Genomic DNA, 24,067 nt, shown 5'->3' with positions numbered 1-24,067 from the left:
TCTTCATTCCGCCTGTGCGGGCGCGTGGCGCCCCGGTGACCGTCCATGTCCCGATTCTTTATCGACCGCCCCAACTTCGCGTGGGTGGTTGCGATTTTCATCTCGCTCGCCGGCCTGCTGGCATTGCGCACCTTGCCTGTCGAAAAATATCCGGAAGTGGCGCCGCCGCAGATCAGCATTTCTGCCACCTATCCCGGCGCGTCGGCCCAGGTCGTCAACGACGCGGTGACCAGTGTCATCGAGCAGGAGCTCAACGGCGCGCGCGACATGCTGTATTACGACTCCAGCAGCTCCAACGGCAGTGCGCAGATCACCATCACGTTCCAGCCCGGCACCGATCCCAACATCGCCCAGGTGGACGTGCAGAACCGCATTCGTCAATCCGAATCGCGACTGCCGGCAGCGGTGACGCAACTTGGCTTGCAGGTCGAACAGACCACTGCCGGCTTCCTGATGCTGTATTCGCTGGTCTACAAGGATGCGACCGCCGCGCAGGACGTGGTGCGCCTGAACGACTACGCGGCCAGAGTGGTCAACGACGAGATCCGCCGTGTTCCCGGCGTGGGACGCGTGCAGTTCTTCGGCGCCGAAGCGGCGATGCGGGTGTGGGTGGACACCCAGGCATTGCGCGGCTATGGGCTGAGCATTGTCGACGTCAATAACGCGATCCGTGCGCAAAACCTGCAAGTGGCAGCCGGTAGCCTGGGCGAACGCCCAGGCGCGCATGATCAGGAATTGACCACCACGCTGGTGGTGCGCGGCCTGATGGAATCGCCGCAGGAATTTGGCCAGATCATCCTGCGTGCCCAGACCAATGGCGCGGTGGTGCATCTGTCGGACGTGGCGAAGCTGGAACTTGGATTGGAGAACTACCAGTTCGATGTGCAGGAAAACGGTGGCCCGGCCGCCGGCGCGGCGGTGCAGCTGGCGCCAGGCGGCAATGCGGTCGCCACCGTGGCGGCGGTGCGCCAGCGCCTGCAGGAACTCTCGCAGCGTTTTCCGGCAGACATCACCTACTCGGTGCCCTTCGATAGTTCGACCTTCGTCAATGTGGCAATCAGGAAGGTGCTTCATACCTTGCTCGAAGCGATGGCGCTGGTGTTCCTGGTGATGTTCGTGTTCCTGCAGAACATCCGCTATACCTTGATCCCGGCGATCGTGGTGCCGGTGTGCCTGTTGGGCACGTTCGCGATGATGAAGCTGCTGGGTTTCTCGGTGAACATGATGAGCATGTTCGCGATGGTGCTGGCGATCGGCATCCTGGTGGACGATGCGATTGTGGTGGTCGAGAACGTCGAGCGCCTGATGGCCGGGGAAGGCCTGTCGCCGCGCGATGCCTCGATCAAGGCGATGACGCAGGTGGGCGGTGCGATCGTCGGCATCACCCTGGTGCTCACCGCAGTGTTTTTGCCGCTCGCCTTCATGAGCGGTTCGGTCGGCGTGATCTACCGACAGTTCTCCGCAGTGCTCGCCGTCTCGATCCTGTTTTCCGGTTTCCTGGCGCTGACCATGACACCGGCGCTGTGCGCGACGTTCCTGGTACCCATCGACGGCCGCCATGAGAAGAAGGGATTCTTCGCTTGGTTCGACCGCAACTTCAGCGTGCTGACGTCGCGTTTCGATCGTTTGAACCATCGCCTGGTGCGCCGTGCCGGGCGCTACATGCTGGTGTACGCCGTGCTGCTTTGCGCGCTTGGGCTGGCATACGTGCGGCTGCCGGAGGCCTTCGTACCGCAGGAAGACGAGGGCTACATGATCGTGGACATGCAGTTGCCGCCCGGCGCCAGCTACAGCCGTACGCGCGCGGCCGGGCAACAGGTCAACGATTACCTCGCCGCGCGGCCGAGCATGCAGGACGTGACGCTGGTGTACGGTTTCAGTTTCTCCGGAAGCGGCGCCAATGCGGCCATGGCCTTTCCGTCACTGAAAGACTGGAGCGAACGCGGCGACAGCGAATCGGTGGCCAGCGAAGTGGCGGCCGCCAACGCGGCGCTGGGACGCATCAGCGACGCGACCATCATGGCCGTGATGCCGCCACCGATCGAAGGCCTGGGCAATTCCGGCGGTTTCTCGCTGCGCGTGCAGGACCGCGGCAATCTTGGGCGAGACGCGCTGATGCAGTCGGTGAACCAGTTGCTGCATGCGGCCAATCAGTCGCCCAAGCTGGCATACGCGATGGTGGAAGGTCTTGCCGATGCGCCGCAGCTGCGCCTGGAAGTGGATCGCGGCAAAGCCGAAGCGCTGGGCGTGAGCTTTCAGAGCGCGATGGAGGTGCTGTCCAGCGCGTTCGGCTCGACGATCGTCAACGATTTCGTCAACCGCGGTCGTCTGCAACGGGTGGTGGTACAGGGCAATGCAAGCGATCGCGCCACGCCCCAATCACTGGACACGCTGTCTGTCACCAGCAGCACCGGCAAGCAGGTGCCGTTGACGGCGTTCACCACGCAACGGTGGGAGCAGGGGCCGGTGCAGATTGCCCGCTACAACGGCTATGCGTCGGTCAATCTCACCGGCGAGGCTGCGCCAGGCATCAGCTCGGGCGACGCGCTGGCGGAAATGGAACGCCTGGCGACTGCGCTTCCCCAGGGCATCGGCTACGAATGGTCTGCACTGTCGTATCAAGAAAAAGCTGCCGGCACACAGGCGCCACTGCTGCTCGGCCTGGCCTTGCTGGTGGTGTTTCTGCTGCTGGTCGCGCTGTACGAGAGTTGGGCGATTCCGTTTTCGGTGATGCTGATCGTGCCGATCGGCGCGATTGGCGCAACCGCCGCGGTGTGGGTGGCCGGCCTTTCCAACGATGTGTACTTCAAGGTCGGCCTGATCACCATCATCGGCCTGGCCGCCAAGAATGCGATTTTGATCGTGGAATTCGCCAAGGAACTGCATGCGCAGGGCGCGCGCGTGCCGGACGCTGCAATGCAGGCGGCCAGGCTGCGCTTTCGCCCGATTGTGATGACGTCGCTGGCCTTCATTCTCGGCGTGATTCCGCTGGTGATCGCACGCGGTGCGGGTGCAGCGAGCCAGAATGCGTTGGGTACCGGCGTGATCGGCGGCATGCTGGCGGCCAGTACGCTTGGTGTCGTGTTCACCCCGATCTTTTTTACCTGGGTGATGGCGTATGTGGCTGCCCGCAGGAGTGCAGCCGCAAACCCGGCGGAGCCCTCCACATGATCATGCCGGGCGACTGCATGCGGCATCGGTCGATCGTGAGAAGAGGGCGGCAGTAATCGCGATAGCGTTCGTGCCGACCTGACGGCGCCAGCAATCGACCGGCAGGCGCTCCAAAGCCCCGAGCCTGTTTGCGGGCGCTGAGCGCGTCTCAGCGCGGACGTTTCGTCTTTAGCTGGCCTGCAGCGCTGAGCAGTCCCAGCGCCCACTCCACGCGCTCTGCTGCGGAGTCGATCAGGCGTGCCGGGTGTTCTCCCAGCAGCGCACGAAGTTGATGCGGCGCAAACACCAGATCGACGAAGTGGCCTGCCAACGCAGAGGGATCGGCGGGTTGATCTTGGCCATCGAGGATCGCCATGCGCACACGTTGCAGCCCGCCTTCCCAGCCGATGCGGTTGACCTCCGCAGCAAGCTCCGGCGCCCGGATGGAGGTGCCGACGACCAAGCGCATCATCGCCACGGTCTGCGGCTGCAACGCGTGCGCAAGTATTCCTCGACCTGCGAGCCTCAGCCGCCCCTCAAGATCCAGCGGGGCGCTGGGGGCGGCTGGCAGGGGCTGTGTCTGCACATCACGGCGAATCACTGCCTCGAAAATGGCGTCCTTGTTGGCATAGCGCGCGTACAGGCTGGCCTTGCCGGCACCTGCCAGTCGCGCGATGTCGTCGCATGAAGTGTGCTCGAAGCCGCGTTCCAGGAAGAGCTGTAGTGCCGCATCCAGAAGCCGCCGATCGACATCGCCGGCTTTATCGGGTGGCGGCCTGCCGCCTTTGGATTTTTGCTTGACCGCCTTCATCGACGAAACGTTACACGCCACTTGTGCTTTCAACAACTGAACGATATCGTTCAGTTGTTCGCTGCATGGTCTTTCCCGCCAGCACGATGCATGAGAGCCGATGTAACAGGGCGCTGCTGCCCCCTGGTGCGTTGGCTGCCCGCCGCTTTCGGCACCCGAAGACTCAAGCGAGAAGCACGTGGTGAACACACAGACGAGTTCGCAGGTCGTTGTTGCTGGAGCCACCGGCGATCTCGGTTACCGGATCGCGGTGGCCCTGAAAGATCAGGGCGCGGCCGTGGTTGCACTGGTGCGGCACGGGGCAGGGAAGAGCCGCGTCGCGTCGTTGGAGGGGCAGGGCATCCAGGTTCGACATGTTGAGCTCGACGACGCCGAGCGGTTACGCGAGGCGCTCATGGGCGCGGACTGTGTGGTTTGCGCACTGAACGGCTTGGAAGAGGTCATGTTGGGTCAACAGGGAAACCTGTTGCATGCAGCGGTTTCTGCGGGCGTCCCGCGTTTTGTTCCGTCCGATTTCTCGCTGGACTACACGAAGACGCGGCCAGGCGACAATCGCAATCTGGACCTGCGGCGCCGCTTCAGAGAGCAACTGAACGCCACGCCCATTTCGGCCACATCGATTCTGTGTGGCGGCTTTCTGGAATTGCTTGAGGGCAGTGCGCGCCTGGTTGTACCGGGCCGCCGGGTCCTGCATTTTGGCGACGCAGACCAGAAACTCGATTTCACTGCCAAAGACGATGTCGCCCGCTACACGGCAGCGGCGGCGCTGGATCCCAATGCTCCACGCGATCTGCGGATTGCCGGCAACAGCATTTCGCCCAACGACATCGCACACCTGCTCACCGAGCTCACGGGCGAGCGATATCGCACCCTCAGGCCAGGCGGAATCGGCACGATGTCGGCCATCATCCGCGTCGTGCGCGCATTGACGCCGACCAGCGATGACCCGTTCCCACCCTGGCAAGGCATGCAATACCTGCGCGACATGATGAGTGGACGCGGCAAGTTGATCCATCTGGATAATGATCGCTACGGCGCGCGCGCGTGGCAGTCAGCTCGCCAGACCTTGGCGAACACCTACGCACCGGAGGCTTGAGATGACTGACGGCATGACACCGTTTCGGATCAACATCGCGCAGGCTGAGCTGGATGATCTCAACCAACGTCTTGGGCACACGCGTTGGCCCAGTCCGGAAACCGTGAGTGATCACAGCCAGGGCCCACAATCGGCGCGCATTCGACGCCTGGTCGAGCGCTGGCGGACGGGCTACGACTGGCGCGCCACCGAGCGGTTGCTCAATGGCTGGAATAGCAGTCGCACGGCCATTGACGGACTGGATATCCATTTCCTGCATGTGCGTTCACCGGAGCCGGGCGCGCTTCCATTGCTGTTGACGCATGGATGGCCGGGATCGATTCTGGAATTTCGCGACGTGATCGGCCCACTGACTGACCCGGTGGCCTACGGCGGGAAGGCGTCGGATGCGTTTCATCTGGTGATCCCATCGTTGCCCGGCTTTGGTTTCTCTGGGAAACCCACCTTCCGCGGCTGGGGAGTGGGGCGAACGGCTGCGGCATGGGTCGAACTGATGCGCCGGCTGGGTTATGGCGAACGCTGGACCGCCCAGGGCGGCGATTGGGGCAGCGCGATCACGACCGCGCTTGGGTTCATGCAGCCGCCCGGCTTGGTGGGCATCCATCTGAACATGGTGATGTTCGACCCGAGCGCCGAAGAAATTGCCAACGCCACGCCAGCAGAGCAGCGGATGCTCGACGATGCCAAGCGCTATCAGAGAGAATTTTCAGGCTACATGCACCTGCAAAGCACACGACCGCAGTCGGTGGGGTTTAGCCTGGCTGATTCTCCAGCCGGCATTGCCGCATGGATCTATGCGCTCTTCCAGGATGTTTCCCAAAGCGGCGGCGAACCGGAAAACGTGATCGCGCTGGACCATCTCATCGACGACATCATGCTGTACTGGCTCCCCAATGCCGGGCCCAGCTCGTTGCGTTTTTACTGGGAAGCTGCGCAGGAAGCTGGGACTGCGATGCCCATGCACCCGATGCCCACGCCAACCGGGATCAGCATGTTTCCCGGAGAACAAGTACGCATTTCGCGGCGCTGGGCAGAACGACGCTTCGCAGATCTGCGCTTTTTTGCAGAGGCAGAGCGGGGCGGGCATTTTGCTGCGATGGAAAATCCGCCGGCATTTGTCGACCACCTCCGAGACACCTTTCAATCGCTGCGGTAATGGTTGCGGGATCTTATCGAGTCCGACTAGCTGATTGGGCTTTGCAGCGGCAATCCAGTGCATTCGGCTGCGATGAGCTATTTAGCGAAGGGAGGGCGGACAACTTCGAGCCAGCGGGACGTGGCGGCTGATGCAAGAGGCGGATCGTTAGCCTGAGGACATGCTTGGCTAGCGACCGCCTTGAAATGTAAAGGTGAAGCGCGCCGCAGAGCGGTCGGCGGTTTGCGGGGCGATGGGCACGGGCGTGGCCTCCACCAGCGTCAACATGCCATCGGCAATAGGCACCGGAATGCCTAACGTAAGGTCAACCTGTCTGGACCAGCCACCACCCAGCACCGTCGCACGTACGATCAGTCGGCCTTCCACGATGCATTGAACATCAGTAGGGCAACGGCTGTCTTCGACGACTCGGTCGGGCCGTACCCTGGGACCATCGACCGCTGCCATCTCGCCTAGGCGCACAGGGCCTTCAATGAGATGACCCGTCGCCGGGGGCGTGGTGGCGCATCCTCCAAGCGACATGACGGCGAGCACTGCCAGAGACAGTAAAGGGGCGCGATGAAGGTCATGCTTGCCGGCAGTCCTCGCCTGGCACGATTGAGGTTGCGGGTGGCTTTGGAGCGATGCGCGCATTGATCGACGTCCTTTAGATGAGATCCCGAACCACGTCTTCGGCCAGCCACTGCGACGCGTCAGCGTCTTCGCTCACCGGGCAGCGGATCGACTGACCTGCCAGCATGGCACCGCCGCGCCGAGGCGGCTTGAGCGTGCTGACCATGAACGCGCGTTGCCGCTCTGTATAAGTAAATTGTAATGCCTGCATTGCTAATTGGTGCATCACACCCTGATACTGCGCTCGCAGCGATCTCAGGAGGAGCCGGCGCTGACGACTCTGCAGAAATGGACGTTGGAGCAGATCACCTATCGGGATGAGTTCTTGGCAAATCCACCGTTGCAGGCCATCGCTTACGTGAGCGAGGTGCGTCGTCCCATGTCGATGGGGGAGGTCGACCGGCTGCTTGTCTCTTCCAGTGCACACAACGCGCTGGCCGCCATCACCGGCGTCCTGCTCTACGACGGCGCTCGATTTTTTCAGTATTTCGAGGGCCCACCTGCCGGGGTGCAGCATACCTACGATCGCATCAAGCAGTCTGCGCGCCATCACGTGATCGCAGAGGTCTACAACGGCTCCATCGTCGAGCGTTACTTTCCCGACTGGCAGATGGCGTGCCGCAAGGTGCTTCCCGGGTCAATCGTCGAGCTCAGCGCACAACGCTGGTCGCGCACACGCCTTGCGCTGTGGTCTGCGGGAAATAAGCCGGAGCCTGTGTCCCGGTTGCTGGAGTTCTGGGAGGGGGCCATGCCGCCGACAGCTGATGTATGACCAGGCGCGGGTGAACGGTCTACCCCATCGCTAGGGCGCCCATCAGGGAGGTTCCTGCGACCGATTTGTGTCCGCCATGGCTGCAGTCATCTTGATGCAAGCGATATCGAAAGCGACGTAGAGCGTTCTTTTCGGCGAAGAGCGAATGGCGAATGGCGAATGGCAAATAGCGAGCACGCTGTATCAGGCAGGCGCATCGAGCATCCGATTCGCTCGCATCACGGCGCAGCACACCAGGTACTGAAGGGCGATGCCAGGGTCATTGCCCACATTGCAGCAATCAACAGGCACTCAAGGCATGAGCACGTTGCAGGATCTGAAAGAGGAGCTGTCGCGCTTTGGGGCCAACAACGATGCGGTAGAAACCGCACGTGGCAAACGCATGCTGAATATCACCCCCGAAACCGGCGAACTGCTCGCCCTGCTGGTACACGCGACGCGGGCACGGCAGGTGCTAGAGGTGGGTACTTCCAATGGCTACTCCACGCTGTGGCTGGCCGAAGCTGTCATCGCCGTCGGTGGACACGTCATCACGCTGGAACATGCCGAAGACAAGGCCGCCCTGGCGGCGGCGAACTTCGTGCGTGCCGGACTACAGGCGCACATCACGCAGGTGCTGGGCGATGCAGGCACGTGGTTGGAGACCGCCGACGATGGCAGCGTCGATCTGCTGTTTTTGGACTCGGACCGCAGCGCCTATGCACGGTGGTGGCCGCAGCTGCGCCGCGTGCTCAAGCGCGGCACCGGCCTGATGGTGGTGGACAACGCCACCTCACACGCGACGGAGATGGCAGATTTCATGCAGGCTGTCCGAGCCGACATGTCCTTCCGATGCAGCGAGGTGCCGGTTGGCAACGGACAGTTCATGGCAGTGCGCGTTGCAGACTGAATCGCGAGCGACGTTGCGCAGCGGCTAGCGCCCGACGATTCCAACTGAGGCTGATGCACGCCTGTTCTGCTGAGCGGTCGAGCCGTCGATTCTTTCCGGCTTGAAGTGACATTCGGTAGCACGACTGATTCTTCGCATCGGCTGAGTCCGGTTACAACGCTTGACCAAAACTCTGTTCGCTCCCCTTGCACGAACGCACGCACGGCGTGACGTTTCTTACGCGTGGCATTGCGATCGGTGTTGATTGGCGAAGCCAGGCTTGCATCGACGACTTGCGTCCATCGTCAAGCGGCAAAGCATTGTTCTTTATCCAGCTGCCGTCACGGTGAGGCACTTGGCCGTTGGCTCACTTGAGTTTGACGAGCCATCGCCTAGATTGGCGTATGTATCAATCAGCACTCGCCCGCGACGATCTGCCGGGTACACCTTCGCTATCGCCAAATCCAGCGCTCGCGCAACGCGTGCGTGAGTACCTGCGCATGACGCCGCAACTTCCCAATCCTGGCGCAGGACGCACGTACGCGCGATGGCAGGCGCTGAGCAAGCTGGGGGCTGCGAGCTTGCCGCTTGCCAAGGTGCTGGAAGCGCATTACGACGCGGTGTCGATTTTTTCCGAGGCCGGCCAGCCATTAGCTTCCAATGGAGCGGTGTGGGCTGTGTGGGCAGCGGGCGGGCCGCATGACACCGTGGCGTACGAAGCGAGCTCAAGCACGGTGTCCGGTATCAAGCCGTGGTGCAGCGCGGAGCTGGACGTTGTGACGCACGCCTTGGTGACCGTCCGAAACGGCGATCGGCAGCCGCTTGCCGCGGTGACGCTGAGGCAAGGATGCTTCGAGCTTGATGCAAGTCAATGGCACGGACCAGGCATGCTCGGCATTCCAACTGGCAACGTCCATTTCGCGAATGCGCCGGCACGTTTGCTGGGTGCGCCGGAATTCTATTTGCAGCGGCCGGGTTTTTGGCATGGCGGGGCGGGCATCGCGGCCTGCTGGTATGGCGCCGCCGCAGCCATTGCCGAGCATGTCCGCCGCTCGCCACGAGTGGCAAACAATCCTTTTGCCGCAGCACACCTGGGCGCCATCGACGAACGGCTGACGGGTGCACGGCTGATGCTGCAGGACCTGGCCAAAACGATCGACGACGCTCCAACCCAAAGCCATCAACTGCCTGTCATTCGGTTACGTAGCGTGATGGACCGCGTCTGCCGGGACGTGATCGAACGCGCCGCCTTGGCCCTGGGGCCTGCCTCGCTGTGCTGCGATGCCGCGCACGCGCAACGGTGCGCCGACCTGGCTGCCTTCATCCGCCAATCCCACGGTGAAAAAGACGAGCAGTGGCTGGGGGAACAACTGCATGCACGCGAGGTCAACCCATGGCGGCTGTGAGGGGCGAGCAGATCGCAGGGCAAGGCATCAGCGAACAGCGCTGGCGTGCATCGCGCCAGTTGAATGCGCTGCTCACCAGCAGCCTCGACCAGCTACTGGGCACCGCCACCCGTGTCGTGGTGGTTTCTCCGCATCCGGATGACGAGGTGCTGGGGTGTGGCGGGCTGCTTGCGATGGCGATCGCATCGGGAAGGCAGGTCCTGATCATCTCCGTGACCGATGGCGAAGCCGCCTATCCGCAGGACGACGCATGGCCGCCCGCGCGGCTGGCAGCTGCGCGTCGTGAGGAGTTGCGTGACGCGCTGGCGTGCCTGGGTATCGATCCCTCCAGCATCGTCAGGCTGGATGCGGGAGATGGCCAGGTACGTGCGGGAATTGACGCACTTGGTGCACGGCTGGCCGACCTGCTGCAACCACGCGACGTGGTGCTGGTGACGTATGCGCGCGATGGCCACCCCGATCACGAAGCCTGCGCAGATGCAGCGAGTGCCGCAGTTGCACGATGCGGAGCGCGGTTGATCCAGTTTCCGATATGGGCACGGCATTGGGACGACCCCGACCACAGTCAGATGCTGGCATCGGCCACGCGTCTGGTGCTTTCTGCCGATGCGCACGCTGCAAAGCTGCAGGCGATGTCTGCGTTCAAGACGCAGACCGGTCACGTCACGCCTGCGCTGCGCAACCCCATCCTTCCCGACTGGGCGCTGGCGAGGTTTCGGCGCGACTTCGAGGTCTATCTCCCATGAACGCCCAGGCCAACGCCGACTATTTCGACAGCATCTACCAGCAGCACGATCCGTTCGGCTATGGGACACGTTGGTACGAAAAACGCAAACGCGACATCCTGCTGGCAACCTTGCCTCGGCAGGGATTTGCACGGGGATGGGAGCTGGGGTGTTCCAACGGCGAAGCAACCTGTGGGCTCGCTGCCCGCTGCGATCGCTTGCTGGCAACCGATATGTCCGCCGCCGCGGTACACCATGCCAAGCAACGCGTGGGGGAGCGCAGCAATGTCGAAATCGTGCAGGCTTGCCATCCGCAGCACTGGCCGGTGGGACGTTTCGATCTGATCGTGCTGAGCGAGATCGGCTACTACCTCGCCGCCCCCGAACTCGACGAGCTGATCGCGCGTCTGCAGCAGGCGCTCACGCCGGAGGGACTGCTGGTGGCCTGCCACTGGAAGCATCCTTTCGAACAGGCACAGCAAGATGGCATCGCGGTCCATGCCTGTATTGCCCGACTGCTCACCTTGCCGCTGAGTTATCGCTATGAAGACAGTGATTTTCTGCTGGAAGCATGGACCGCGCAGCCATTGTCGGTGGCACAGCACGAAGGCTTGCGATGATCGCCGTCATCATTCCGGCACATAACGAGGCCGAGTGCATGGCCGCCTGCCTTGCATCGGTGTTTCTCGCCGCATCGCACCCCGAACTGCACGAGGCTGTGGAGGTGATCGTCGCGGTGGACCGTTGCACGGATGCAACAGCAGAGCTGGCACTGGCGTTGGGCGCGCACGTGATCGACGTACCCGTGCCCGGCGGCGTCGGCATCGCACGGGCCGCCGCGGCCTCAAAGGCCATTGCACTGGGCGCCGATTGGCTGGCCGTGACCGACGCTGATTCGCGCGTCCCGGCCGATTGGCTGGTGGAACAGCGCAGGGCCGACGCGGACGTGTTCTGCGGTGTCGTGCAGGTGGAGGATTGGCTGGATTATTCCGATGAAATGCGTTGCAGGTTCGAACAGACCGAGGCAACTGGGCAAGGTCATGGCCGCATTCACGGCGCCAACCTCGGTGTGAGCACCGCGCTCTATCAACAATGCGGTGGGTTCTCTGCGTTGACCTGCAGCGAAGACGTTGCGCTGGTCCACGCGCTGCAGGCGATCAACGCGTCAATCGCCTGGTCGCCACGCTCGGTGGTGTGGACCAGTGCCCGCAGGCAGGCACGGGCAATTGGCGGATTCTCGGATTTTTTGAAGCAGCTGGAAGCCTCGACCTGCGTGCCTGCGTAGTCGGTAACGCAACGCTTTGGGCCGTCTTTGCAAGATGTCATAGCCATGCCGCATGTCTTCGATTCGCCAAGCAGATGCGCTTTAGCTAAAACGTGTCTTTGCTTCAACGACTGCAGGGCTACGGCCAGGCAAGACCAGCGACTTGAAGCGCATCCGCGGCATCGCCGCAGTCGAACCACGGCATGTCGCGGCCCAGCGCCTGACACCTGCTGACCGGCTGTCGACCTCATCTGCACGGGGCGTGGACGAAGCGTACGCCACCATGCCGAACCGACTCACAAGGTGCGACATGGCCAAGCCAACGCTGTTCTTCCTGCATGCGCTCGGCGCCAGCCGACAGGAGTGGAGCCATGTCATCGCGCAGTTGGGTAGCCGCTTCGACTGTATTGCCCTGGACATCCCAGGATTCGGCGATGCACCTGCGCTGGACCACTTCGACACGAACGCGCTTGTTGACTGGTTTAGCGCTGAAGTCATCAGGCGGCAACCAGCATGCTGGTTTGCAGTGGGGCATAGCATGGGCGGAAAGATCGCTACCTTGACGGCGGCCCGGGCACGCGACGGTGTGGCGGGCCTTGCCGGGCTGGCTGGCGTGGTGCTGGTTGCCGCGTCACCGCCAGCCCCCGAACCGATGCAGGAACCGCGACGGCGCACCATGCTTGCCTGGTTCGAAACAGGGCAGCCTGCGCGCGTGGAGGCAGCGCAGTTCGTGGATGCCAACTGCGCCTGCCCGCTGCCTGATGAAATCAGGGACGCTGCGATCAACGACGTTCTGCGCACCGCACCCAGTGCATGGATGGCATGGCTCACACACGGCAGTCGCGAAGACTGCACGGCGCAGACCGGATGCATCGGCGTGCCGGCACTGATTGTCGCGGGAAGCCAGGATGGTGATCTAGGTGAGGCTGCGCAGCGGCGCCTGAATGCGCCGCACTATGCGCATGCGCAGTTCGCCATCGTGGCCGACGCCGCGCATCTGATTCCCTATGAACAGCCGCAGGAACTGGCGCGGTTGATCGCAACGCATGTAGACCGCTGCATTGAGAACTGCCTGCCTGAGGACTTCATTGTCTTGCTGAACTCCGAGCGCGTTGCGCCGCGCATGCGCAAGACCTTGCTCGCGCGGCACGCGGGGCCGCCGGCCTCGGGCGAGGGCGTGTTGAACCCGCGGCAGTTGAACGTGCTCGCCGCCGTGGCTGCACGCGTGCTGGATGGCGCGGGCGATGCGGCGCAGATTGCGCGGCGCATCGACCTGCAGCTTGCAGAAGGCACGGGAGATGGCTGGCGGTACGCAGACTTGCCAGACGATCGCCTGGCGATGGCGCTTGGCCTGGATGCACTCGATGCATTGGCCGGCGGCTTTGCCGAACAGTCGGCCAAGGACCAGGACCGCTGGCTGCAGGAGATCGCGCACTCGGTGGTGGGCAATACCTCTGCGCACGGCCTGGATGCGGGGCAATTCGCGCATTGGTTCGAGGATGTACGTGCGGATGTGGTGCGCACCTGGACCAGCCTTCCCGCCACCATGGCTGCGCTGGGCTACGACGGTTTTGCGGTCGGCAACGACACGGGCAGTGGCCCCGTCGGCTATGTAGAGACGGCAGCGGGCCGGGATGAGCACTGGCAATTGCGTGCGCCCGAGACTGCCCAATGAGCAACGCGGGTGGCCAGGACAGCGTCGATGTGGTGGTGGTCGGCAGCGGAGCGGGGGGCGGCCCGCTTGCGGCGCGGCTTGCGCGAGCCGGCGTCTCGGTTGTCGTGCTGGAAGCCGGCGCGGCATTTACGCCGGATTCGCATATTCCCGATGAGTTGACCACCGGCATCTATTGGATGGAGGAGCGTCTGAGCGGTGGGCAAACGCCCACTGCGTTCGGGCCGAACAATTCCGGCTGCGGACTGGGCGGTTCGACGTTGCATTGGGGCGCGTTCTGCCCGCGGCCGGACAAGCGCGATCTCAGCCTTCTGACCCAGACCGGGCAGGGCGCCGATTGGCCGATTCCGCACCATGAGTTGGTCGCTTACGTTCGTCGCGTGGAAACCTTCATCGGGGTCTCCGGTCCCGTGCACTACCCGTGGGACCCCGAGCGCAGCTATGCGTATCGGCCACCACAACGCAATGCGTCGGCCACGGCCATGGCGCACGGTTGCGGCGCGCTTGGCATCCGGACCGCCGATGCACCCGCTGCGTTGGTCACCAGGCCGCATCAGCAGCCACATTGGGGCCAGCGTGCGGCGTGCAACAACTGTGGTGCCTGTCACCAGGGCTGCAGCAACGCCGCCAAGGTGAGCGTGGACACCACATGGCTCCCGCTGGCCAGGGCGCATGGTGCGCAATTGCGCACTGACAGCCGGGTGGTCGATCTTGAACGCGACGGCCGCGGCGCGGTGACCGCGGTGATCTACCGCCAGCATGGGCAGGAGTATCGCCAGCGCTGCAGCACCGTCTTCCTGTGCGCAGGGGGTGTGGAGACACCGCGCTTGTTGCTCAACCTGGCGCTGGCCAACTCCAGCGGGCAGGTGGGCCGCAATTTCATGGCGCACGTGGCAACCCAGGTGTGGGGCGAGTTCGACACAGACATGCGCATGAATCGCGGCTACCCGTCTTCGCTCATTAGCGAAGACATGCTGCGCCCGGCTGACGCCAGCTTCATTGGCGGCTATCTGGTGCAGAGCCTGGGCGTGCAGCCGATCACGCTGGCGAACACGCTGGCGCGCGGTGCCGGCCTGTGGGGCAGGGACCTGGTCGCCACGCTGCGGCGCTACAACCGCCTGGCCGGTATCGGCATCAATGGCGAATGCCTGCCGCAGGACGCCAATCGCCTGACCTTGTCCGACGAACGGGACGCCTTCGGGCAGCGCAAGGCGCGCATCGATTTCAGTTACGGCCCCAATGAGCAGGCCATCGACGCCCATGCGCGCGCAGTGCTTGGATCGATCTGGCAAGCCGCTGGCGCCCGCAACATCTTCGCGGCTGCGCGCTCGGCCCACACGCTCGGGACCTGCCGCATGGGGACTGATCCTGCACAGGCCGTGGTCGATCCCGATGGCCGCACCTTCGACGTGCCGAACCTCTACATCTGCGACAACTCGGTGTTTCCCAGCGCACTGGCAGCCAATCCGGCACTGACCCAGATGGCACTCGCGCTGCGCACCGCAGAACGCTTCCTTGCGCGCTAGCGATAGCTGCGCCAGCACTGCGCCATCACGTATTCAACGACCAGGAGCTCAACATGGATCTCGGAATCAAACAGCGGATCGCCCTCATCAGCGGCGGCGACTCCGGCATGGGCAAGGAGACTGCGCGCCAGCTGCTCGAAGCCGGCGTGCGCGTGGCGATCACCGATCTTCCCAACGGCACGCTCGACCAGGCAGTGGCCGAGCTGTCCGGCCTGGGCGAGATCATCGCCGTCGAAGGCGATGTGACGCAGGAACAGGAGGTCGTCCACATCTGGACCCAGGTGCGCGCGCAACTGGGCGAACCGGATATCTACGTCAACGCCGCCGGCGTGACCGGCGCCACCGGCGATTTCCTGGAGGTCAGCGATGCCGGCTGGCTCGAAACGCTGGACATCAACCTGATGGGCGCGGTGCGCATGTGCCGCCAGGCCATTCCTGCCATGCGTCGCAAGCAGTGGGGGCGAATTGTGTTGTTCGCGTCCGAAGATGCAGTGCAGCCGTACGTGGATGAGTTGGCCTACTGCGCGTCCAAGGCCGGCATCCTGAGCCTGGCCAAGGGGCTGTCAAAGGCCTATGGCGCCGACAATGTGCTGGTCAACACGGTGTCGCCTGCCTTCATCGCAACACCGATGACCGACAAGATGATGCAAAAGCGCGCGCAAGAAAACGGAACCAGTGTCGAAGAAGCCATCGCCTCGTTCCTGGATGAAGAACGCCCCGGCATGGTGCTGAAGCGGCGCGGCCGGCCAGAGGAAGTGGCGTCCGTCGTCGCATTCCTGTGCTCGGAGCGCGCCAGTTTCATCAACGGCGCCGGCGTGCGCGTGGACTCGGGCTCGGTATTCACCATCGCCGGCTGAGGCGGGCGGCGCTGTGCAGCGGCAAGCACGTGCATTGCCCAACTGTCCGCCGCATGTCTTATCCAAGCAAATCCCCGTGCAATTGGCGAGGGCGGGGCAGATCGTCGGTGGCCGCTCTCGAACCGATGGTGAAGCTGCGTGGGGCTGTCAGATGAGACGACAACCGGTCAGACCACCCGCCACAACATGTAGCCCGCAGTGAGGAAGATCAGGCATGCAAATGCGCTATTGAGCAATCCCCGATGCCCGGCTAGCGCCGCTGCAGCACGTGCTCCCGCCATGCCACCTACGCTGCCGGCAACGATGAACGCGGCAGCCAGTGGCCAGTTCACCAACCCGGAGTACGCGTAGTTCACCGCGGTGGTCAGACCGAAGGCAGACATCGCCACCAGCGAGCTGCCTACCGCGGCCAACATTGGCATCCCGGTGGCGGTCATCAAGCCCGGCACGATCAGGAAACCGCCGCCGATGCCGAAGAAGCCGGAAAATCCGCCAGCGAGCGTTCCCAGCCCGACCAACGCGGGTGCATTTTCCTTGCTGATGCGCGCAGCCGCATTCTCTTGCGCGTTGCGCTTGCGCAGCATCTGCAGGCCAATCACCACCATCAATACCGCAAACAGCGCCAGCAACCGTTGTCCGTCGACGGCCTTACCCAGACTCGAACCAAGGTAGGCGCCGGCAACGCCGGCCAGGGCGAAGACCGAGGCGCACGGCCACCTGACATTGCCACGGCGGGCATGCACGAACAGGTTGGACAGCGCATTGGCAGCGACGGCCAATGCACTGGTCCCGATGGCCACATGCGGATTATCCACACCGACCAGATACAGCATCAGCGGGACAGCGAGAATGGAGCCGCCGCCACCGACCAGTCCCAGCACGAAGCCGACCAACACGCCGGAAAGCCCGCCCAGCACGAGCTGCAGCAATGAAAGGGTTTGCATGACCGGTATTTACTCAGGACTGGATGGCGCGTCGCGAATGAGACGCGGAGCGAGTGAGGAAAGGTCGTAACCTGCGCCGGCGGCGATCGACAGAACCTGGTCTGTGGTGAGCCTGAGGGTGCGGACTTGTGCCAGCGCCCACAACGACGTCGAGCGCGTTCCCGTCCTGCAATACGCGACGACGGGCGCGGGCAGTTGCTCCAGCATTTCGCAAAATTGCTGCACGTCGTCCTCCGAAATGGCGCCGGCGACAACGGGCAGATAAGCGAAACGCATGCCCGCCTGCGCGCAGGCCGATTGCATGGCCAGATGATCGGGTTGATCCGCCTGCTCGTTGTCTGGCCTGTTGCAGACAACGCTGGCGACACCCAGGCTGGCCAGGGCAGGAAGATCGGCAGGCAACAATTGGCCGGCCACCAGCAGGGCAGGCGAAAGCGATCGCAGCTTCATGCGACGTGTTTTCCCGCGCCGGCGCGATGGAGAAAGCTGTGGAGGAAGACGCCTGCCACCAGCGAGGCAGCGAACACCAAGGCGAACGCCTGGCCGGTCGCCAACAGCGCGATGGCGGGGCCAGGGCAGACCCCGGCCAGACCCCAGCCAATGCCAAACAGCGCCGCACCGATCACCAGCTTGCGGTCGATCCGCCGCTGCTGCGGCAGCTGCAGTGTCGGGGCGAGCAAGGGAGTGCGGCGTGCGCGCGCCCATTGGTAGGCGATGGCCGAAGGGATCAGCGCGCCTGCCATCACCAGGGCCAGCGAATCATCCCAGGCACCGGTGACATCGAGGAAGGCAAGCACGCGTGCAGGATTGGCCATGTCCGAAATCACCAGGCCCAACCCGAACAAGGCGCCGCAGAGAAAAGCCGCCACGCGGATCATGCGCCCGCTCCAGCGACAGCCCGCACGGCCGTCACTGTTGCCATGCCCAGCAGCATGAACACGGTGGTGGCGACGATCGAGCGCGGCGACAGTCTTGCCAGGCCGCTCACTCCGTGCCCGCTGGTGCAGCCGGCACCCAGACGGGTTCCATAGCCCACCAGCACGCCGGCCACGATCAGCACCGGCATGCTGGTGCCGCTCAGCGGCGCGAGCGTGATGGGCTTGAGCGCCAATGCCACACCTGCGCTTGTCAGAAGCCCGGCCAGGAACAGGATGGACAGCGAGCGCGCGCCGCCCGCGTGCAGACCGAGCGCATCGGCGAGCAGGCCGGAGATGCCGGCGATGCGGCCGACCAGCAGTAAATACGCGCCAGAGGCGGTGCCGATCATCAGCCCACCAATCAGCGGCCAATACCAGGCGAGGTGCGGGAGCGTCATAGCACGTCCAACGGCAGCTTCAGATAACGCACGCCGTTGTCTTCCGGCGTGGGCAGATGACCGGCGCGCATGTTGACTTGCACCGATGGAAGCAGAAGGCGCGGCATGGGAAGCGTGGCGTCGCGTGTCTCGCGCATCTTCACGAAGTCCGCTTCGGAAACGCCCGCATGCAGATGCACATTCGCGCTGCGTTGCGCGCCAATCGTGGTTTCCCATGCGAAATGGGCCCGGCCTGCGGACTTGTAGTCGTGGCAGACGAAGACACGCGTGGCATCGGGCAGTTTCAGCAGCCGTTGGATGGAGCGATAGAGCTGGCGTGCCGAGCCGCCCGGAAAATCGCAGCGCACCGTGCCGTAGTCCGGCATGAACAACGTATCGCCTGAAAACAGCGCATCGCCGATGACGTAAGCCATGTACGCGGGCGTATGTCCGGGAACATGCAGCGCCACTGCGTGCAGATGCCCGATCGTGAATGCTGCGCCGTCGGCGAACAGATGATCGAACTGGCTGCCGTCCCGGCTGAATTCCTTGCCGGCGTTGAAAAGGCTGCCAAAGGTCTGCTGCACGGCCGTGATGCGCTCGCCGATGGCGAGCTGTCCGCCCACCTGCTGCTGCAGCCACGGCGCAGCCGACAGGTGGTCGGCATGGGCGTGTGTTTCGAGGTGCCATTGCACCTGTAACGCCTCGTCACGCACGTAGTGCGCAAGCGCTTCAGCGGAGCCGGTCGCAGTTCGGCCTGACGCCATGTCCAAGTCGAGCACGCTGTCGATGATGGCGCAGGCCGACGAGCCAGGGTCTCGGACCACGTGGCTGGCGGTAAAGGTCACCGGGTCGAAGAATGTCGCCACGTGCGGCGCGCTCATGCGACCGGAGCGGGTGTCTTCCACGACAGCGCAGGCCGCTGCCAGGCAGGTGTCGCGTGTTGGATGACTCACGATGGCAGCATCGAGAAGGAGTAAAGAAACAATCTCATAGTTACTTATACTGTGCAACTATCAGATTGGCGCTGGCCGTTTTCGTTCAGCCGCAGTGCCTAGCCGTTACCCTCTACATTCCTGATCCGCAGTCCCCACGCCTCGTGACCGAATCCGCTTTCTCCACCGATGCTCTTGCCGCCATGAAGGAGCGCGTCCCAGACGTGGCCGAGCTGCTCCGTTTCATGGCCACACCGTCACGCCTGCTGTTGCTGTGCCAGTTATCGCAAGGCGAATCCACCGTCAGTGGCCTGGAAGCGACGACAGGCATTCGGCAGCCTGCCTTGTCCCAGCAACTGGCCGACCTGCGTCAGCGGCAGTTGGTCCTGACTCGCCGCGAATCTCGATCCATCATTTATCGTTTGGCCGACCCAAAAGTGGCAGCCTTGCTGAGCGCCATGCATGCGATCTTTTGTGCGGAGGATGACCATGGCGATCGCGTCCCTGAGTAATGCGCTATGGATGCAGCTGCTCCGATCTGCGCAGCTATGCCGTCCGCGCCGCGCGACGCTGGCTAGCTCATCGCCGTAATCCAGGCGCATCTGACGGACGACCCCGGACACGGATTTGGCCTGCCGATGGAGTCGGCGTGGCGGTCGCGGGGGCGGGGCAAAAACCGTGCCTGGCGGGTCCAGACCGCGCTGAACCTCACTCTTCCATGTCGCGGCAAGCGTCGGCGACCTGATCGCATCCGCGCCGCTGGAGATCCCGCAAGCGGCGAACCACACCTGGCAGGCAGACTTCATGTCCGACGCCGCTCATGGCCTGGCCGCCGCTTCCGCACCTTCAACATCAACGATGACTGCAATCGCGGATCGATGAAGTTGAATCCACACCAGCTTGCACTCGGCACGGGTCATCCGCGCCCTGGACGAGTTGGCACGTTGAAACGTGGCACGGCTCAGTCACGGTTTCCTTTCTGACAGTTCACAGGTTCCTTGCCATCGTCTACCGGCCGTGCCAACTGCGGATGCGGCGGCCACAGAGCCATTCCGCTATCGCGCTTACTTCAGGTGTTCGCGTAATCCATCGCCGGCTTGGCGAATCGCATCACGGACTGCCGGTACGTCCCGAAGCGCATTGAGCAGGCCGTAATCGTGGATCAGCCCGTTGTAGCGCGTCACGGTCACCTGCACGCCGGCCTGGTCCAGCTTGCGGCCGAAGGCTTCGCCTTCGTCGCGCAGCACGTCCAGTTCGGCGGTCTGGATCAGCGTTGGCGGCAGGCCGGCCAGTTGGGTCGAGGTCGCGCGCAGCGGCGAGGCGGTGATCTCGGCGCGGGCCTTGGAGTCGGTGGTGTAGTTGTCCCAGAACCAGGTCATCATGGTGCGGCTGAGGAAGTAGCCGCTCTGGTAGCGCTGGTACGAGTCATTGTCGAACGCGGCGTCGGTGACCGGCCACAGCATCAGGTTGTAGCGCAGTGCCGGCGTGCCTGCTGCCTTGGCCTGCAGCGCCACTGCCGCCACCATGTTGCCACCGACGCTGTTGCCGGCCAGTGCCAGGCGTTGGCCATCCACGCCGATCTCCGTGCCGTGTTCGGCAACCCAACGCGTGGCGGCATAGGCCTGATGGATCGCCACCGGGTAGTGCGCCTCCGGCGAGGGCGTGTAATCGACGTAGACCGCCGCTGCGCCGGAGGCATTGACCAGGTCGCGGATCAGGCGTTCGTGGGTCGGGAAGTCGCCCAGCACCCAGCCGCCGCCATGGAAGAACATGAAAGCCGGCAGCACCTGGCCAGTGCTATGCGGCGGCCGCACGATCACCAGGTTCAGCGGCTTGCCGTTGGCCTGGATGGTCTTGCGGCTTACATCGGCCGCCGGCAGGGGTGTATTGGCCTGGGCGTTGGTCAGCACCTGACGCGCCTGCGCGGGGCTCAGCTGCTCGATCGGCGTGCCGCCACCGCTGTTGAGCGCCTTGAGGAAGTCTGCGACCGGGCGCAATGGCGCCGGCTGGTCGCTGGGTGCGGCCGCGACAGCAGTGCCAATCGATGCCGCCAGCAGCGTGGTGGCGATAAGGGCGAGGGGAGTCTTCATGATGCGGTTCCTGGACAAGCCGGGCAGGGTGCCGGCGACAGGAGTGACTTTGCGCGTCAAGGCGATACGATAGGCCGCAAATCGTCCATGAAACTTTACCTGGAGTCCAATTGGTCGACCGTCTAGCCGCCTTGCTGAGCCATTTCTCGGTGACCGCCGAGGTCTTCCATGCCGGCGCGCTGTGCGGCATCAACCAGCTCGACAGTGGCGACCGGGGCCAGCTGCACCTGATCCGTCAGGGCGCGGTGGTGGTCCACAACGGCGACGGCAGCCACCTGCAGATCGACCGGCCCAGTTTGCTGCTGTATCCGCGCGCACTTGCGCACAGCTTCGACACCGACCCGGTGCACGGAGCCGACTTTGCCTGCGCGCACCTGAGTTTCAGCGGAGGCGCGGCCAATCCATTGGTGCGCGCACTGCCTGCGTGCATTTGCCTGCCGCTGGAAGCGCTGCGCCAAGGTGCTGTGCTGGTGCATGCCTTGTTCGAAGAAGCCTTCGCACAGCACTGCGGGCGGCAGGCAGTGCTCAACCGGCTCTTCGAAGTGGTGCTGGTGCACGTGATCCGCGAACTGATGGAGCAAGGCCACGCCAAGGGCGGCATGTTGGCCGGCATGGCCGACGCGCGGCTGCGCCTGGCCCTGGTCGGCATCCACGAACATCCCGCCAAGCCCTGGTCGCTGGAGTCGCTGGCCGCCCGTGCCGGCATGTCGCGCAGCGCCTTTGCCCGCAGCTTTCACGACACGGTGGGCTGCACTCCAGGCCAGTACCTGCAGGATTGGCGCATCGCGCTGGTGCAACGCGGCCTGCGCCAGGGCCGGTCGCTCAAGCAACTGGCCGACGAGGTGGGCTACGCCAGCGAAGCAGCGCTTTCGCGTGCATTCAAGGCGCAGGTAGGGCACTCGCCGCGGATGTGGAGGAAATCTAGCTTGTGACGGCTCCAGACCAGTCATAGACATTGACATAATATACAGAGCGCAGCAAAGGCTTCCCGCAAAGGGTCGTTATACAAATCTGCGCATCGTTCTATAATCAGCAACACACAGTTCCGCGACGCCAGAATCTTTAGTGGATTCACTCGGGAAGACGCAGCCCGCTTCCTCAACGTCAGCGTTCGAACCATTGGACATTGGGAGACGGGCAGGGCTCGGCCGAGCTATGCCGCTTTCAAGCTCCTACGCGTGTACCGCCATGGCTCTCTGATCCACCCGGAGTGGTCCAGGTGCTTTATCAACCATCGCGGGGCTCTGGTGACTGCTGAGGGGCGTGAGATTCGCGCCACCGATCTTGACTGGCTTTCGCTGCTATTCCGTCGCGCTGAATGCATGGGACCGCTCATGCGTGAGCGTGATGCTCTCCGCGATCAACTTGCCGCCATCCAGGCGCGTTCCGGCGAAGCCGGGGCGCGCCTTGGGCTTGTCCATTATAAAACAAGTGACACGCGCCCCAGCGAAACCCAGCTGTATCAAGGGTTTCGCGTTGCTTATCCTTATGCTTGCCATGGGGCCATAATGGGGCCAAAATGGCCCCATGACAGACGCCATTCACAAGATCAATTTGAGGCTCCCGATGCACGTAGTGGAGGAAGCCAAGGCGCAGGCTGCGCTGTTGGGGGTGTCCCTCAACGCCTACATCCTGTTCGCTGTCTCGGAACAGGTGAAGCGGACCCGGAAGGAACTTTCCGGCCCTGTGACACCGCCCAAGCCCAAGCCGCGCCCAGCATCGGCGGCGGTTTCCGAATGGGACGCTCCTTTCGTCACTCCGGTGAAGCGTCCTCAGGCCAAGGTTGGGCGGAACGAGGATTGCCCATGTGGCAGTGGTCGCAAGGCCAAGCACTGCCATCCGGAGTGGACCTAAATTGTGACGCGTCACGAAATGCCGGGGGTGTGCTGTGAAACGCCAATCCGATCCGGAATACCTGCGGTCGGCGTTGGCTCGGGCTTATGAGATGCGCGACGTTATTGAGCAAATGCGCTCCGAACGTCCTACAACTGTTGAGGAAAAGATCCATTTCGCCTCAATGCTTGAGACCGCTGACACCTTCATCGGCTACTACCGCCGTGAGCTATCGCTGATCGCGCGGCGTGGAGGTCATGGTTACCGCGTCCAGGGTGCTGCAGTCGGGCCCGCCTGCAACGCGAGCGTTAGCGACGGTGCGGGCGGGCCTGGCTGTGGCACCTGCATCGCTTGACCAGTTCCGAATTGCAGCGACCTCGGCGATAGTCGCGGTGTCGCTGCTTGTGGGGTGCAGGGGCTGCGCCCCTGCGGATATGGCGCATGGATGCGCCGCTCTGCACTTAGCGGCTGGAGCCGCGCAAGAGTGCGGGTCAGGGCCGGGCGGTAACCCGACTGCTGACCCGTTTTTTACTGCCTATCAGGGCAATTCTTGCCGGTGGCAGCAACCACCGGCAGCACTCAGGGCCGCGTTGGAGGCGGCACGCGTATGAAGCCACAGAACCGAGTCGGACATAATATACAGAGCGCAGCAAAGGCTTCCCGCAAAGGGTCGTTATACAAATCTGCGCATCGTTCTATAATCAGCAACACACAGTTCCGCGACGCCAGAATCTTTAGTGGATTCACTCGGGAAGACGCAGCCCGCTTCCTCAACGTCAGCGTTCGAACCATTGGACATTGGGAGACGGGCAGGGCTCGGCCGAGCTATGCCGCTTTCAAGCTCCTACGCGTGTACCGCCATGGCTCTCTGATCCACCCGGAGTGGTCCAGGTGCTTTATCAACCATCGCGGGGCTCTGGTGACTGCTGAGGGGCGTGAGATTCGCGCCACCGATCTTGACTGGCTTTCGCTGCTATTCCGTCGCGCTGAATGCATGGGACCGCTCATGCGTGAGCGTGATGCTCTCCGCGATCAACTTGCCGCCATCCAGGCGCG

General features: G+C 63.5%; 25 protein-coding genes and 2 pseudogenes. 18 read left to right on the top strand and 9 right to left on the bottom strand.

Annotated features, from left to right (window positions below; translation table 11 throughout):
• Positions 1–45: 45 nt before the first annotated feature.
• Positions 46–3,171: a multidrug efflux RND transporter permease subunit gene (locus tag HLH45_RS15460; RefSeq protein ID WP_008575680.1), complete on the top strand. Its 3,126-nt coding sequence runs from the start codon at positions 46–48 to the stop codon at positions 3,169–3,171.
• Between the two features lie 148 nt (positions 3,172–3,319).
• On the opposite strand, the gene HLH45_RS15455 is transcribed toward HLH45_RS15460, so the two are convergent.
• Complete coding sequence (locus HLH45_RS15455; protein WP_008575681.1) at positions 3,320–3,961, bottom strand: TetR/AcrR family transcriptional regulator; 642 nt, start codon at positions 3,959–3,961, stop codon at positions 3,320–3,322.
• Positions 3,962–4,142: 181 nt separating this feature from the next.
• Between HLH45_RS15455 and HLH45_RS15450 the strand changes: the two genes are divergently transcribed.
• Both HLH45_RS15450 and HLH45_RS15445 read left to right on the top strand, forming a co-directional pair.
• Complete coding sequence (locus tag HLH45_RS15450) at positions 4,143–5,057, top strand: NmrA family NAD(P)-binding protein (protein WP_031422808.1); 915 nt, start codon at positions 4,143–4,145, stop codon at positions 5,055–5,057.
• A 1-nt stretch (position 5,058) separates the two neighbouring features.
• A complete protein-coding gene (locus HLH45_RS15445) occupies positions 5,059–6,213 on the top strand; it encodes an epoxide hydrolase family protein (protein WP_008575686.1) in 1,155 nt (384 codons plus the stop codon).
• Between the two features lie 168 nt (positions 6,214–6,381).
• Here the strand turns inward: HLH45_RS15445 and HLH45_RS15440 are convergent, their stop codons facing one another.
• Both HLH45_RS15440 and HLH45_RS15435 read right to left on the bottom strand, forming a co-directional pair.
• The gene (locus HLH45_RS15440) at positions 6,382–6,846 is read right to left on the bottom strand and encodes a hypothetical protein (protein ID WP_031422804.1); all 465 of its coding nucleotides are present in this window, start codon (positions 6,844–6,846) and stop codon (positions 6,382–6,384) included.
• Between the two features lie 13 nt (positions 6,847–6,859).
• A complete protein-coding gene (locus HLH45_RS15435) occupies positions 6,860–7,051 on the bottom strand; it encodes a hypothetical protein (protein ID WP_046934669.1) in 192 nt (63 codons plus the stop codon).
• A gap of 69 nt (positions 7,052–7,120) precedes the next feature.
• Between HLH45_RS15435 and HLH45_RS15430 the strand changes: the two genes are divergently transcribed.
• The 9 genes from HLH45_RS15430 (at position 7,121) to HLH45_RS15390 (ending at position 15,915) form a co-directional block, all read left to right on the top strand.
• On the top strand, positions 7,121–7,597 hold the full coding sequence (locus tag HLH45_RS15430; RefSeq protein WP_031422802.1) for a BLUF domain-containing protein: 477 nt from the start codon (positions 7,121–7,123) through the stop codon (positions 7,595–7,597).
• A gap of 298 nt (positions 7,598–7,895) precedes the next feature.
• Positions 7,896–8,486 carry an O-methyltransferase gene (locus tag HLH45_RS15425; protein ID WP_008575693.1) on the top strand — a complete coding sequence of 197 codons (591 nt, stop codon included), beginning with the start codon at positions 7,896–7,898 and terminating at the stop codon, positions 8,484–8,486.
• 866 nt (positions 8,487–9,352) lie between these two features.
• Positions 9,353–9,871 (top strand): acyl-CoA dehydrogenase family protein, encoded by a 519-nt coding sequence (locus HLH45_RS15420; protein ID WP_029819477.1) that lies wholly within the window; start codon positions 9,353–9,355, stop codon positions 9,869–9,871.
• Complete coding sequence (locus HLH45_RS15415) at positions 9,859–10,617, top strand: PIG-L deacetylase family protein (RefSeq protein ID WP_008575699.1); 759 nt, start codon at positions 9,859–9,861, stop codon at positions 10,615–10,617. The genes HLH45_RS15420 and HLH45_RS15415 overlap by 13 nt, the downstream gene beginning before the upstream one ends.
• Positions 10,614–11,216, top strand: coding sequence for a class I SAM-dependent DNA methyltransferase (locus HLH45_RS15410; protein WP_008575701.1), 603 nt, complete (start codon positions 10,614–10,616; stop codon positions 11,214–11,216). The genes HLH45_RS15415 and HLH45_RS15410 overlap by 4 nt, the downstream gene beginning before the upstream one ends.
• A complete protein-coding gene (locus HLH45_RS15405; protein ID WP_008575703.1) occupies positions 11,213–11,881 on the top strand; it encodes a glycosyltransferase family 2 protein in 669 nt (222 codons plus the stop codon). The genes HLH45_RS15410 and HLH45_RS15405 overlap by 4 nt, the downstream gene beginning before the upstream one ends.
• A gap of 289 nt (positions 11,882–12,170) precedes the next feature.
• Entirely contained in the window at positions 12,171–13,535 is a 1,365-nt protein-coding gene (locus tag HLH45_RS15400; RefSeq protein WP_033479000.1) for an alpha/beta hydrolase, read from the top strand.
• Positions 13,532–15,058: a GMC family oxidoreductase gene (locus HLH45_RS15395; protein ID WP_008575707.1), complete on the top strand. Its 1,527-nt coding sequence runs from the start codon at positions 13,532–13,534 to the stop codon at positions 15,056–15,058. The genes HLH45_RS15400 and HLH45_RS15395 overlap by 4 nt, the downstream gene beginning before the upstream one ends.
• Before the next feature lie 53 nt (positions 15,059–15,111).
• On the top strand, positions 15,112–15,915 hold the full coding sequence (locus HLH45_RS15390; protein WP_008575709.1) for an SDR family NAD(P)-dependent oxidoreductase: 804 nt from the start codon (positions 15,112–15,114) through the stop codon (positions 15,913–15,915).
• Positions 15,916–16,082: 167 nt separating this feature from the next.
• Here HLH45_RS15390 and HLH45_RS15385 read toward each other — a convergent pair whose 3' ends face one another.
• From HLH45_RS15385 to HLH45_RS15365, 5 genes are read right to left on the bottom strand one after another with little or no spacing between them, the layout of a single operon-like run.
• On the bottom strand, positions 16,083–16,844 hold the full coding sequence (locus HLH45_RS15385) for a sulfite exporter TauE/SafE family protein (RefSeq protein WP_074053121.1): 762 nt from the start codon (positions 16,842–16,844) through the stop codon (positions 16,083–16,085).
• A 24-nt stretch (positions 16,845–16,868) separates the two neighbouring features.
• On the bottom strand, positions 16,869–17,309 hold the full coding sequence (locus HLH45_RS15380; RefSeq protein ID WP_008575714.1) for a protein tyrosine phosphatase family protein: 441 nt from the start codon (positions 17,307–17,309) through the stop codon (positions 16,869–16,871).
• A complete protein-coding gene (locus tag HLH45_RS15375; protein ID WP_008575716.1) occupies positions 17,306–17,737 on the bottom strand; it encodes a DUF6691 family protein in 432 nt (143 codons plus the stop codon). The genes HLH45_RS15380 and HLH45_RS15375 overlap by 4 nt, the downstream gene beginning before the upstream one ends.
• Entirely contained in the window at positions 17,734–18,174 is a 441-nt protein-coding gene (locus HLH45_RS15370; RefSeq protein ID WP_008575717.1) for a YeeE/YedE family protein, read from the bottom strand. Before HLH45_RS15370 ends, HLH45_RS15375 begins: the two co-directional genes overlap by 4 nt.
• Complete coding sequence (locus tag HLH45_RS15365; protein ID WP_008575719.1) at positions 18,171–19,037, bottom strand: MBL fold metallo-hydrolase; 867 nt, start codon at positions 19,035–19,037, stop codon at positions 18,171–18,173. The genes HLH45_RS15370 and HLH45_RS15365 overlap by 4 nt, the downstream gene beginning before the upstream one ends.
• Before the next feature lie 254 nt (positions 19,038–19,291).
• Between HLH45_RS15365 and HLH45_RS15360 the strand changes: the two genes are divergently transcribed.
• Entirely contained in the window at positions 19,292–19,600 is a 309-nt protein-coding gene (locus HLH45_RS15360) for an ArsR/SmtB family transcription factor (protein ID WP_033479010.1), read from the top strand.
• Positions 19,601–20,152: 552 nt separating this feature from the next.
• Here the strand turns inward: HLH45_RS15360 and HLH45_RS15355 are convergent.
• Positions 20,153–21,178 carry an alpha/beta hydrolase gene (locus HLH45_RS15355; RefSeq protein ID WP_008575722.1) on the bottom strand — a complete coding sequence of 342 codons (1,026 nt, stop codon included), beginning with the start codon at positions 21,176–21,178 and terminating at the stop codon, positions 20,153–20,155.
• A 110-nt stretch (positions 21,179–21,288) separates the two neighbouring features.
• Between HLH45_RS15355 and HLH45_RS15350 the strand changes: the two genes are divergently transcribed.
• From HLH45_RS15350 to HLH45_RS22095, 5 genes and pseudogenes are all read left to right on the top strand, one after another.
• A complete protein-coding gene (locus tag HLH45_RS15350; protein WP_033479001.1) occupies positions 21,289–22,110 on the top strand; it encodes an AraC family transcriptional regulator in 822 nt (273 codons plus the stop codon).
• A 33-nt stretch (positions 22,111–22,143) separates the two neighbouring features.
• Positions 22,144–22,446, top strand: a pseudogene (locus HLH45_RS22100) (helix-turn-helix domain-containing protein); the annotation flags it as partial.
• Between the two features lie 259 nt (positions 22,447–22,705).
• Positions 22,706–23,032, top strand: coding sequence for an SEC-C metal-binding domain-containing protein (locus HLH45_RS15340; protein ID WP_046932637.1), 327 nt, complete (start codon positions 22,706–22,708; stop codon positions 23,030–23,032).
• Between the two features lie 34 nt (positions 23,033–23,066).
• Entirely contained in the window at positions 23,067–23,366 is a 300-nt protein-coding gene (locus HLH45_RS15335; RefSeq protein ID WP_127170495.1) for a hypothetical protein, read from the top strand.
• Positions 23,367–23,618: 252 nt separating this feature from the next.
• A pseudogene (locus HLH45_RS22095) lies at positions 23,619–23,951 on the top strand (helix-turn-helix domain-containing protein); the annotation flags it as partial.
• Positions 23,952–24,067 lie beyond the last annotated feature (116 nt).

It is taken from the genome of Xanthomonas euvesicatoria, assembly GCF_013112235.1.
GTDB classification, from domain to species: Bacteria; Pseudomonadota; Gammaproteobacteria; order Xanthomonadales; family Xanthomonadaceae; genus Xanthomonas; species Xanthomonas euvesicatoria.
This window is presented reverse-complemented; position numbering and strand designations above follow the sequence as displayed.

Excerpts from the sequence above, each read along its gene's own strand:
- HLH45_RS15460 (WP_008575680.1), top strand. The coding sequence starts at position 46 with ATGTCCCGATTCTTTATCGACCGCCCCAACTTCGCGTGGGTGGTTGCG.
- HLH45_RS15455 (WP_008575681.1), bottom strand. The coding sequence starts at position 3,961 with ATGAAGGCGGTCAAGCAAAAATCCAAAGGCGGCAGGCCGCCACCCGAT.
- HLH45_RS15445 (WP_008575686.1), top strand. The coding sequence starts at position 5,059 with ATGACTGACGGCATGACACCGTTTCGGATCAACATCGCGCAGGCTGAG.
- HLH45_RS15440 (WP_031422804.1), bottom strand. The coding sequence starts at position 6,846 with ATGCGCGCATCGCTCCAAAGCCACCCGCAACCTCAATCGTGCCAGGCG.
- HLH45_RS15435 (WP_046934669.1), bottom strand. The coding sequence starts at position 7,051 with ATGCACCAATTAGCAATGCAGGCATTACAATTTACTTATACAGAGCGG.
- HLH45_RS15425 (WP_008575693.1), top strand. The coding sequence starts at position 7,896 with ATGAGCACGTTGCAGGATCTGAAAGAGGAGCTGTCGCGCTTTGGGGCC.
- HLH45_RS15420 (WP_029819477.1), top strand. The coding sequence starts at position 9,353 with ATGCTCGGCATTCCAACTGGCAACGTCCATTTCGCGAATGCGCCGGCA.
- HLH45_RS15415 (WP_008575699.1), top strand. The coding sequence starts at position 9,859 with ATGGCGGCTGTGAGGGGCGAGCAGATCGCAGGGCAAGGCATCAGCGAA.
- HLH45_RS15410 (WP_008575701.1), top strand. The coding sequence starts at position 10,614 with ATGAACGCCCAGGCCAACGCCGACTATTTCGACAGCATCTACCAGCAG.
- HLH45_RS15405 (WP_008575703.1), top strand. The coding sequence starts at position 11,213 with ATGATCGCCGTCATCATTCCGGCACATAACGAGGCCGAGTGCATGGCC.
- HLH45_RS15400 (WP_033479000.1), top strand. The coding sequence starts at position 12,171 with ATGGCCAAGCCAACGCTGTTCTTCCTGCATGCGCTCGGCGCCAGCCGA.
- HLH45_RS15395 (WP_008575707.1), top strand. The coding sequence starts at position 13,532 with ATGAGCAACGCGGGTGGCCAGGACAGCGTCGATGTGGTGGTGGTCGGC.
- HLH45_RS15390 (WP_008575709.1), top strand. The coding sequence starts at position 15,112 with ATGGATCTCGGAATCAAACAGCGGATCGCCCTCATCAGCGGCGGCGAC.
- HLH45_RS15380 (WP_008575714.1), bottom strand. The coding sequence starts at position 17,309 with ATGAAGCTGCGATCGCTTTCGCCTGCCCTGCTGGTGGCCGGCCAATTG.
- HLH45_RS15375 (WP_008575716.1), bottom strand. The coding sequence starts at position 17,737 with ATGATCCGCGTGGCGGCTTTTCTCTGCGGCGCCTTGTTCGGGTTGGGC.
- HLH45_RS15370 (WP_008575717.1), bottom strand. The coding sequence starts at position 18,174 with ATGACGCTCCCGCACCTCGCCTGGTATTGGCCGCTGATTGGTGGGCTG.
- HLH45_RS15365 (WP_008575719.1), bottom strand. The coding sequence starts at position 19,037 with ATGAGCGCGCCGCACGTGGCGACATTCTTCGACCCGGTGACCTTTACC.
- HLH45_RS15360 (WP_033479010.1), top strand. The coding sequence starts at position 19,292 with ATGAAGGAGCGCGTCCCAGACGTGGCCGAGCTGCTCCGTTTCATGGCC.
- HLH45_RS15355 (WP_008575722.1), bottom strand. The coding sequence starts at position 21,178 with ATGAAGACTCCCCTCGCCCTTATCGCCACCACGCTGCTGGCGGCATCG.
- HLH45_RS15340 (WP_046932637.1), top strand. The coding sequence starts at position 22,706 with ATGACAGACGCCATTCACAAGATCAATTTGAGGCTCCCGATGCACGTA.